The 10,253-nt window shown below is 55.8% G+C and carries 7 protein-coding genes and 2 pseudogenes; 5 read left to right on the top strand and 4 right to left on the bottom strand.

The window, feature by feature from the left end; translation table 11 throughout:
• From DJ69_RS19135 to DJ69_RS17660, 4 genes are all read left to right on the top strand, one after another.
• On the top strand, nt 1-119 hold a 119-nt coding region (locus DJ69_RS19135; protein WP_144050353.1), incomplete at its 5' end, for a PGF-CTERM sorting domain-containing protein.
• A gap of 586 nt (nt 120-705) precedes the next feature.
• A complete protein-coding gene (locus tag DJ69_RS00665; RefSeq protein WP_245851410.1) occupies nt 706-2,292 on the top strand; it encodes a DUF7827 domain-containing protein in 1,587 nt (528 codons plus the stop codon).
• Between the two features lie 422 nt (nt 2,293-2,714).
• On the top strand, nt 2,715-3,962 hold the full coding sequence (locus DJ69_RS00660; protein ID WP_099253837.1) for a hypothetical protein: 1,248 nt from the start codon (nt 2,715-2,717) through the stop codon (nt 3,960-3,962).
• Between the two features lie 24 nt (nt 3,963-3,986).
• Nucleotides 3,987-4,586, top strand: a complete 600-nt coding sequence (locus DJ69_RS17660) for a hypothetical protein (RefSeq protein WP_144050349.1) — start codon at nt 3,987-3,989, stop codon at nt 4,584-4,586.
• Nucleotides 4,587-4,630: 44 nt separating this feature from the next.
• Here DJ69_RS17660 and DJ69_RS17655 read toward each other — a convergent pair whose 3' ends face one another.
• From DJ69_RS17655 to DJ69_RS00645, 4 genes and pseudogenes are all read right to left on the bottom strand, one after another.
• Nucleotides 4,631-6,115 (bottom strand): hypothetical protein, encoded by a 1,485-nt coding sequence (locus DJ69_RS17655; protein ID WP_144050348.1) that lies wholly within the window; start codon nt 6,113-6,115, stop codon nt 4,631-4,633.
• Nucleotides 6,116-6,374: 259 nt separating this feature from the next.
• The gene (locus DJ69_RS00655) at nt 6,375-7,178 is read right to left on the bottom strand and encodes a DUF7500 family protein (protein ID WP_099253836.1); all 804 of its coding nucleotides are present in this window, start codon (nt 7,176-7,178) and stop codon (nt 6,375-6,377) included.
• Between the two features lie 894 nt (nt 7,179-8,072).
• Nucleotides 8,073-8,501, bottom strand: a pseudogene (locus DJ69_RS00650) (archaellin/type IV pilin N-terminal domain-containing protein); the annotation flags it as partial.
• Nucleotides 8,502-8,503: 2 nt separating this feature from the next.
• The gene (locus DJ69_RS00645; protein ID WP_099253835.1) at nt 8,504-9,118 is read right to left on the bottom strand and encodes an archaellin/type IV pilin N-terminal domain-containing protein; all 615 of its coding nucleotides are present in this window, start codon (nt 9,116-9,118) and stop codon (nt 8,504-8,506) included.
• A gap of 422 nt (nt 9,119-9,540) precedes the next feature.
• Here DJ69_RS00645 and DJ69_RS18705 point away from each other — a divergent pair.
• A pseudogene (locus tag DJ69_RS18705) lies at nt 9,541-10,253 on the top strand (transposase); the annotation flags it as partial.

The raw sequence follows: 10,253 nt of genomic DNA, 5'->3' as shown, positions 1-10,253 counted from the left end.
GGTCCGACGGTGACGACGGCGGTGACGGCTCTGAAGACGGTACGCCCGGCTTCGGTGCGCTCGTCGCCCTCGTCGCCCTCGTTGCGGCCGCGCTCCTCGCGACCCGTCGCGACAACTAACGACCACTAATTACCGAACGGTTTTCCGTTCGGCCACGCGGTTTGCGGTTCCATTTTTCGAGCGCACTCATACCAACTAGCGACGGTGCCGTGACATTGCTTGGGCGTCCTGAGAAAGTCGCGGATTGAATAGTTAGATCAGGTGTCAGTCGCTCGGTTGCGGATGCTGCCGGTGATACCTCCGACGTGAGTGGTGCGTGACAGCCAACAAGAGAACCGGTAATTCACAGAAACTGTACGGAACAGCTGTTCTCGGTTCGGTGCTGAAGGTACTCGTTGACCGCCCGTGACACGTTGCCGATCTGGGTTCTGTCTGCTGTACGTGAACCGCCTCGGGGTCAAGCCCCGAGGCACTCGGCCTGCTCCGCCTATAGATCATCTCTTGATTTCCAACTCCAGATCGACGACAGAGAGAAAAAGTCGTCGTCGAACGTCAGGAGCAACCACTTGCGTTCAGCGAGGATTAGTCCCGATCGGCAACACAAGACCAATCGGCCGATTATCCGTCAGAACGGCTGTAACCGCCGATATCGGATGGCCGTGACAGAAAGTATTTATCCGCCACGACGGTATACTGGAGTAGTCCATGAAAACACGCTTCGCCCTCGTTGCGGCGGCCCTGCTTGTCGGTTTGGCGGGGATCGCCGCGCCGTTTGCCGCCCCCGCAGCGGCGCAGTCTGGCCCCGCCGTCGGTTTCGGCGACGCCCAGACGACGGTCGCACAGGGCGATGTCGCGACGATAGACCTCCAGTTGCGTAACACCGATCAGGCTACCCTCCGTATCCGTTCGGCCGACCAGAAGTATCAAGCCACGCTCCGTGTCCGCGACGGTGACAACGATGGCATGATCCGCGTCCGTGCCAACACGTTCCGTGGCATTGACCGTTCTGACGCTGGGCAATTCACAGCTCAAAGCGACGCCGATGAGGTCCGCCTGATTGCTGAGTCGAAGGTTACCGAGGCATCGGTGCTTGACACCGGCCGGTACAACCTAATCGTTTCGACCGCCGAAACGAGCGTCGCCGGCGTCCTCACCATTTCTGAGCCGGTAGTCACTGGGAGCGATGTCCGTGCCGTCGCCCCCAACACACCGCTTGCTGCGGCGGCGAACGGGTCGTCCAACGAATCAAACCGCGATGAGGATATCACAGCAGCTCGCGGTGACCACGTCCGAACGCGGTTCGCAGTTGGTGGTCTCGGGGGTATTCTCGAGGCGCCTACTCCTGCTGCTAATCTCGTATATCCGGACGACAGTGCACCCGGAGTGCTAACAACTCATACGGTGCAGACATCTCCCAATAAGTCTATCTCGGCGCGGTCACTGACGATCGACTACGGCGTCGATGATGGCACACCACCGAAGGATGTCTATCACTTTTCGCAGAGCGATATCGAGTCGATCGGTATCGACGAGACCGGTGACGGCTACATTGACCGCTCTATCGGAGTTGCGGTCCAAAACATCCAGACGGGCACTGACGGTCGCATAACTCTCTCCTTTGATCGCCCAGTTACGATCCCCGAGAATCACACATTCCGACTAGCCTACGCGATGGAGAACCCCGAGGCGATCGGCTCGCAACCGGTTGCTGTCAGGATACACGGCCGGCAGGCGACCCACCGCGATCGTGGCACAGTACTGTACGGCCCTGCCGGGCAGGGAACGCTCGGCTACGGAGTCGATCTCCAGTTGACGGCGGCGGGAGGGGATACGCCAACGGGGTCACTTTCCGGCGTTGAAACGACCTACGACGCCGACGCTGGTGGACTTGTCGCCACCATCGACACGAGCACCTTCGAGACGGGCGAGTACCAAGTCACACTCGATATCAGCGAGACTGCACCTGACTCAGTCCCCCGGGTCTCGCTCCATGAGTCATTCACGGTTGTTGAGCCGGATGTCACGTTCACAAGTAATTCTGCGAGTGATGATACTCGCCTATCGGTGACCGCCGACACGAACCTCGCACCGGGTAGTTCCGTCATTGTCCGTGTTTCGGCCGATCAGCCCACTGGTGGAATCAGTCAAGTACTCAACTGTGTTGGCACGGTTGAACCTGACGGGTCTGTTGACTGCGAGTTCGATCTCTCGAAGTCGACTAGCGACTTCGACATCGATGTCTCGATGCAACGAGACGGCGTTATTATTGCTGGGCCAACCGATCCCAACTAACAACACGGCGTTCGGTTATCTTTCTACACGCAGAGAATCTCACCCTTCACAGTCGTTGCTGAATCAGACGAAAATTGGAGTTAGGTTGGGATCCTCTGTCAATAAAGGCCAACCCTGCGTCAGCTGTCGCCTCGCCCACCGTGGTTGAGTCGGCCCACGGCGCCGCCTGTGCGGAAGTGGATACCCACGCACACCACGCGTCTCACGAGGCCTGACGTACTACTCACAAACCACAGCCAGCCCCTTGTGTCCTGGTTAGGCTGCCTGCCTTCTGGGACGCACGAACGGCGTGTTGTCCCACGGAGAATCTTCGCCCTTCAGCGCGGTGGAATGTCAATCTTGTAATTTTTCTCTAGGTGAGAGCCGCGTGAGCGTATCTGACCAAGTCAGTATTTAAGTTCTATCTTGTCTGATAGTGATGTATGCAACAGAGGCGCCGCACCATCCTCGCCAGCCTTGGCACCGTCGCTGGCCTTGCCGGCTGTCTCAATGTGGATGGCGTTACCTATCCGGATGAACTCGATAATAGAACTGACTCGGATGGCAATAACGGGACATCTAGCGATGATGGAACTGACAGGGTTACTGGGCCTCATCCATCACTTGCAGCCGCGACCCGTGCCGTCGTTGCTGATGCGGTCTGGTTTGCGGTCTCGTACGAGAATGCCATCGAGGTGTATCGTGAGGCGATTAGCGACGTGCTTGCTACCGTCTCCAGCCTTCGTGAGTCGATCAACGAGCCAACGACGCCAACAGTAGATATGGTCGAGCAGCTCGAAGCCGCTGGCTACGACGCTGCAGATCGCGCGGCAACAGCACTTGAACCCTACTTTTATCCAGCTCATTTGATTCGCTCGCGAACTGACACACACATCCCAGCGCTCACACGCTCAGCCCACCGAAATGACGCTGATCGCTTTGTCGAAGAGCTTGATCGGATGCATCTGTCATTTTTTCAGATCCGTACGCCAATTTACATTTCTGATCGTTTCTCTCGGGACCCAATCCACAACCGGCTGCTTGACCGGCTTGCACCCTCTGCCCCTGGGCGTGTTTTTGTTGAACTTGCGATCCCTGATCGTCGGAACTTTATGGCGCTTGCCTACGAGCCGTATGCAGATGATTCTGACAGCTATCCCCCCACGTTTACTGGTGATCCGCTTCCGGAAGCACGCCGGATGACACTGCGCGAGCGACTTGGCCCCGTCACCCAGTCAACAGGGCGCACTGAGGAGCTATTTTGCACTTTTGCAGCCCGTCCAGACGCAGCGTCTCGCCAACGCAACGCGTTCGAAGGACCACCCGGAGACCTCGACGGGACGCCGCTTTACATCCAACAGTACAGTGACTCTGCAACTGCAAGCGATCGGTTAGATTCGATCCTCAACGCGGGAGACACGGAAGGTCGTGAACCCATTGCGCCCGAGTCAGCCACGAGCAATGATACACTCGCGTGGCACCGCTATTATCATCGCGAGGCAGGCAGTGATCGGACTGATCTCGATGAGTTCGCTGGCGTTCAGTATGGGTATTTACTCCAGGCTGGTGAGTTCCTTCTTGCGACAGGATTTTCTGGCGATGCATGGGAGGAACGACCGCGCTGGCAAGGACAACTCACTAATAGTTGGGTGATTCCAAGCTTAGCAGGGACATCTGAGGATGGGATTTAATCCCCTCCTCGTATAATTTGATATATGACACAATCATATTTGCGGCGGCGTGTCTTGGCCGCTGTTGTCCCTCTCGGGCTTTCTGGTTGTCTTGTTGAGAGCGACACAAATCAATCTAATGACAGTGTTCACCCAACTACCTCAACGACTACCACGGACGCAGACGCTTCGGCTTCATCGAGTAGTGACACACAACCCGGAGGCCAGCCGAATGAAGAGGAAATAGACGACACGCCTAATGAAGGTGTGATCTCTCCCGATCCTGCCGGAATCGAGATTGAGTCATTCGATATTGATCGTATTATTGAGTCGATTTATTTGTCACAAATTGTGGCTGAGGTAGTTATCGCGAACCCGGGAACAGACACATACGGAACGCTCGAACTCCGGGCCGATGCCTATTATGAGCCACCAGCAGACGACCGAACGTACCATCCACCGCGAGTGGACGAGCGAACCGCAGTCGGGCGCACCTACATCGAACGAACGTTTGAGTCATTTGACTCTGGGACACGAACCATCGAAGATATCATCATCCAGTACGACACTGATGACACCAACGGCTCAACGGATCCGACTGAATTCGACATTGAGATTGCGGTTCGCCGGGCAGATCCTCTGTGAATTCTCTCAGGGTCAAGTAGTCTAGAACGCAGCGACCTTCATGATCAAACCCAGTGGCCGAATAAATACACAGCACCAACAATCACGGTTCCACCAAGTGCGTCACGCATCCGAATGGGAATAAGTGTCGGCGTCGCCGATGCATCACCATCCGCAGGCATATCCTCACCCGTTGATGAATTGGTCACAGAATCGGTGCCACTCACCGAAGTATTCTCCTCATCAGATACTGGCTCGTTGTTCGTTTTGTTTTCGCTTACAAGATCTGGATTGCTGGTCTCATTCTCAACCGCTTGTGATGTCGTATTTGCTTGGGAACGTACAATCGGCGTAACCGTCTGTGTGTACTGTCCACGGTCATACTCAATGAGCAGCTTTCCGATTGTCTCGCCGGGTACTGCATCGAGCGTGTGATCAAAGGTAATCGCGGTCGTTGGCGTCCCCGCCTCATACACTCTAATGAGATCAAGTCGCTCACCGGACCGGGTATCGATTGTTTCTAAAGTTACTCGATCAATGTTTGCTTCTGAGATATTCCCAGCAATTCGGACAGTTCTAGCCGTCCTGTTCGTTCTGTTTTCAGTAATGCTAACTGTTGGGTCTGGATCGTAGTCTATTGCAAACGTCTGGGTTTTTTTGTTTCCTGCAGCATCTTCAGCAACAAGTTTGAACCTGTTATCCTCGTTATCATTGTACAAGTCAACGGTTGTCTCAAACTCGTAGCTGAGTCTGTCTGGATCAGGATGGGTATCACTACTAGCCAACAGTATCTGTGACCCGTTGTTACTAGCCCGCTCAACTGCAACTCGGCCGATCTTTGTCTCGTCTTGGATTGTCCCGCGAATACGTGCTGTATCTGTGTAACTTTCAGTCTGGATATCAAGATTAGCCGTTGGAGTAGCAGCGTCGCTGACGGTAATGTTGAACCTATCAGTGTTTGTTCGCCCAGCTGCATCGGTATATCGGGCTTCGATTTCATTCGTCCCGCTACCAAGCAAAAGCGACTGTGAAAATGACTCTCCTGGATTCGTAATTATATGGACTTTACGGGCTTTGTTGCTCTCATCGTCCCCATCATGAATATGGGTCCGCTCGACTCGAATCTGTTCAACTTTTGAGACGGTATGTAGTGTCCCTGCAAGCGTGACCTGTCCGCCAGAGACGCTGGTTTCATTCTCCGGTCCGCCCTTAATACTCGTCGAGAATGGGGACGAATATTTAACCCGTGGGGAGGCAGTATTTTTATTCACCGTTGTCTTGAGTGATGTTACGCTATCAGCTCTTGCAATTATTTCAACGGTGTTCTCATTCGGATCAAGCTCAAGCGGAACTGATCGTTTGAACGTGGTTGCATTAGGCCGGTACGTATGGCGGATCTCATCATCAATTCGGATCTCGATTAGATCAATCGCTGTGTCTGATGTCACGCTTACATTTGCTGTCGGATCGTCTAATACGACGGTTTCGCCTCCTTCTATAAGTCTATCTCCTCCAACCGTTGTGTTAATCGTCGTCTCCTGTGCTGTCACAGATCCCGCCCCCACGCCAACGCTGAGAAACACGAGACATAGCACAAAGCAAAGCGCAAGCCGACAGTGTATCCGGTTTGGGACGATGGTCTTCAAAATCATGTGTAGTCGGTGGTTCGATCGAGTTGGCTTCCAACGAACAATAGTATACAACTGTTAACTTCGTATCCACACTTGATTGTAGCGCCCTCGCTATCGAGTGTGATATTCACATCTGCTTCGGCGTTGATATTCTGGCTTCGTCAACGACACAACGCGCTCACTCGATCCGGAACCCATCAGCTTCTTCGGCTGCCCGCACAAGATCGCCGATACTATCACTCGCAGTGAGCCCGTGATCTGCGGCGAATCGTTTGATCACTACTGGGGGTAGATCGATGGTCGTTTCGCTTGCGACAAGAAGGAGCCCAAGTGCCTCAGGTGTCGGCGAGCTCGGACCCGCGTTGGACGCAAACCACGTCACAAGCGAGTCAAATGTCGCCGTCACATCGTTCGACACCATCCGCTGACGGGTGGTGTCTCCGTTTGCGTGAAGCGTTGCGTCGATGCCGTAATCGAAGCCGTCAGCGTCGAACGAACTCGCCAGCCATCGGCTTACCGATTGTCTGTTGACTGTGCCTCCACTGCTTGGCGACTGCTCTCCCGTTGTGCTTGACCCAGGACGAGTCCGTTGGTTGCCCTGTCTTCTTCCATCTGCTTGGGTACGGGCTTCGGTATCGCCTCGTTGACCACTGGGAGCTTGTCCACTAGGCTGTCGTCTATTGTGGTTATCAACTCTGGGCCCGGCAGCGCTCGCACGCGGGTCATCGCCCGCAGGTCGACGTTCATCCGGGGCTGTAGGCTGTGCAGCCGTGAAACCCCCAGCATCCCCGGCCGGCCCCGTGTCTTCCGGCGGCGGGCGGCGTTCACTCCGCGAGCGCCCTACGTTGGGGCGGCCATTCGTTCCGACGACGTAGCGGCTCTCGCCGATCTCGACGACGTTCTCGTCGTCGGTGAAGTCAAGTTCATCGGGGTCGGCCGGCGGCGCGTCCGGGTCGGCTGCCGGCGCGTCGTGGTCACTCATGGGCCATGGTAACGCGCGCCGTAAAATAGGTGTTGCGGCGGGGTCCCGCTGGGGAAACGGCCCTGCGGCGGGATCGATTGGTTGGCTCTGCGGCTGCGCTTAGAGGCGGACTGCTTCGCCGTTCTCGCTGAAGAGGTCGGGCGCAGTCAGTTCGACCTGCGTCGTCGCGCCGGCGGGCGAGACGAGGTCAAGCGTCGCCTCGTCGCCCTCACCGAAGGTCGACTCGTCAGCGAACGCTCCTGAGGACGGATTCAGCAGGATCGTGTACTGGTTCTGGTCGTCAAGGACGGGATCCGAATTGAAGTTTCCGTCGGACCCGACCGCAAACTGACCAGGTCTGAGATTCTCGACGGACGCGACGTCAAGACCCTCCTGAACAGTCTGGTTATTACCACTGTTCACTAGGCTACCATCGCTGTTCTCGGTCCTGGTTTCTAAGGTATCACCTTCAGAGATGTCGAGAGCCGAGATATCTGCTGTGAACTCCGAACCCTTGTTGAAGTCATCGCCAGCCGTGAAGATCTCTGTTTCGTCGTTATCCGTATTCGTGATGTTGATCTGCGCGTATCCGCTGCCGTCGCTACTGTTATCGGTACTAGCATTCACTTGAACTCCATCGTAGCTAGCACGGATATTATCCTGAAGCGCCGAGGAGTTTTCGGAAACAGTAGGAAGGTTGTAACTAACATCAGTCACGGTGACATCACTGGTACCACTAACACTACCGTCGTAGACCCCCGATGTCAGCGTCTCACCACTGATGTTGAGATCAGAGATGTCGACCGTGTTGATCTCTCCAGTATTGACATCCTCGATGGGGACAGAGACATGTGAACTCGCGTTGGAGACGTTCAGGTGAGTGACGCTATTGGAGATGTCCGAACTCACACCGACCTGAACAGCCTCCGCATCGCTAGCTACAGGCCGCTGAATCGAAGTGGCATCTGTTCCGTCCGGCACAACAATATTGTACGCGGCGTCGGTGAACACAAGATTCTCCTGTCCGCCGGGCCCGACTGCCTGAATCGTCGTTTCAGTCAGGTCAATGTCGTCGGCGCCGGGTGCACCGGTGGTCGTCACACGAATTTCATTCAGCGTTGAGGTATCCGAGCTGACGATACCCACCGAACTCGTCACTTCGATCCGCTCGGACACGAGGTCCGTACTCTCTTCGCCGGTCGATTCTGCCTGCGACTGGAGGAACCCAGCCGTGTTGATCAGCACGCCCGCGGCAATGGCAGCGACCAGCACCATCGCGATGAACACGATGAGCGTGCCGATACCGACCTGACCGCGATCGTCGTTAGTGATGAATTCGAACATTGTTACAGCCTCACCGAGTCGCCGTCATCGCCGACCAGCGTGGTCGGGACGCGGATTTCGGTCGTCGTCGATGCGCCTGACGCAGTCGTGAACGTCACTGTCAGGGAGTCGCCCTCGGAAAGCGCGTAGCCGCCATCACTCTCGAATGCATCCGCAGCCTCGAGGTCGACTATGACCTCTGCGCGGTCGCTGTTGTCGGTTAGGACATTACTATCCCCCGTTTTCGTGAAGATCGTGTTGGTTGCCGGCGGGCTCTCGTCAAGCTGGAACGTCTCTTGCCCAGAAGTCCCGACCAGTTCGACTGTCACTTCGTCAAGGTCGATATTGCCGGCGCCGGGCGCTGACGCGACGACAAACTCAAGCGTCCCGATGCCGCGTTCGCTGGTGTTGGCGACGTTGTCGGCGATATCTCCGGACTGGCTTACGACCTGGAGCCTTTCGCTCACCTGACTCGTACTCTCTTCGCCTGTTGCCTCCGCCTGCGTCTGAAGGAACCCGGCGGTGTTGATCAGGACGCCGGCGGCGATTGCCGCTACCAGCACCATCGCGATGAACACGATGAGGGTCCCGATCCCCACTTGCCCGCGCTCTTCCTCGTCCAGTATTGTTTCGAACATTGTGTGTTGCGTTGGCCCCCGGCCTGCCCGGCGGGCGTTATCGTTATGGAGTAGGATTTCCCTATTAAAGACTCCGTGCCGATTATTCAAGTTGATAAGGAACCGCAGTCATGCGATTTTTGGCTTATATTCAGAAGTCTAATTTCTGAATAGTTCAACGACAGCGAGATGGGATTATCGTTGCTGGATCTGGGAGTACTCCGCCTGATCGGCCCGATCAGGGGCGATCGGCGGCACGGCTCTGACGCGAGCGCGCGTGAGCGTCGAAGAATTACTTACGGAGAATCAAGGAGAAAGCCTCGCGCTTCAGCGCGGGGATGAATCCGACAACTCCTCCACAGCCCACCGCTCGAAGGCATGGTTGGATATTCCACACCATCTGAATGGTTACTATTAAGTAGGATTGCTGTCATAGGTTACGTATGGCAAAACAGGTCGTCACACGCACCTATACTGCTTCCATTCGGAATCAGTCTCGGGTGTCTGACGATCTTGATGCCCTCGGGTTCGCAGCCTCGAAACTTTGGAACGTCGGGCGGTGGACGTGCAGCCGGATTTGGGACGAAACCGGTCACATTCCAAACCACAACGAACTCACCGCGTACCTCAAGAGCCACGAACGCTACGATGACCTGCATTCGCAGTCAAGTCAGCGAGTCCTTCAAGAACTCGCTGAGGCGTTCAACGGCTGGTACGGTAAACGACGTAACGGAGATGCGAGAGCGAACCCGCCCGGCTACCGCAAACACGGCGACGAACACCCGCGAAGCACGGTCACGTTCAAAGCCGCTGGCTTCAAACTCGATACCCAGTACAACCGCGTCCGACTCTCCAAAGGCTCGAACCTCAAAGAGTATTGGGCGGACTTCATCCTCTGTACATACCAGACGCGACCCGACGTTGATCTCTCCACCGTGGAGAACGTCCAACAAGTGAAGGCAGTGTGGGCAGGCAACGAGTGGGAACTCCACTTCGTCTGTAAGGTTGAGATTGAGGTATCTGAGTCGCCCGGCGAAAAGACGGTTGGCATTGATCTCGGGATCAACAACTTCGCCGCGCTCGCCTACGAGAACGGTCACAGCGAGCTGTATCCGCTCAACAGTCTGAAGCAGGACGACTACTACTTCAGCAAGCG

The organism is Halorubrum persicum (assembly GCF_002727125.1).
Lineage (GTDB): Archaea > Halobacteriota > Halobacteria > Halobacteriales > Haloferacaceae > Halorubrum > Halorubrum persicum.
This window is presented reverse-complemented; position numbering and strand designations above follow the sequence as displayed.

What these genes read in the sequence shown, in the direction of transcription:
- DJ69_RS17660 (WP_144050349.1), top strand. Translation starts at nt 3,987, where the DNA reads ATGACACAATCATATTTGCGGCGGCGTGTCTTGGCCGCTGTTGTCCCT.
- DJ69_RS00655 (WP_099253836.1), bottom strand. Translation starts at nt 7,178, where the DNA reads ATGAGTGACCACGACGCGCCGGCAGCCGACCCGGACGCGCCGCCGGCC.
- DJ69_RS00665 (WP_245851410.1), top strand. Translation starts at nt 706, where the DNA reads ATGAAAACACGCTTCGCCCTCGTTGCGGCGGCCCTGCTTGTCGGTTTG.
- DJ69_RS00660 (WP_099253837.1), top strand. Translation starts at nt 2,715, where the DNA reads ATGCAACAGAGGCGCCGCACCATCCTCGCCAGCCTTGGCACCGTCGCT.
- DJ69_RS00645 (WP_099253835.1), bottom strand. Translation starts at nt 9,118, where the DNA reads ATGTTCGAAACAATACTGGACGAGGAAGAGCGCGGGCAAGTGGGGATC.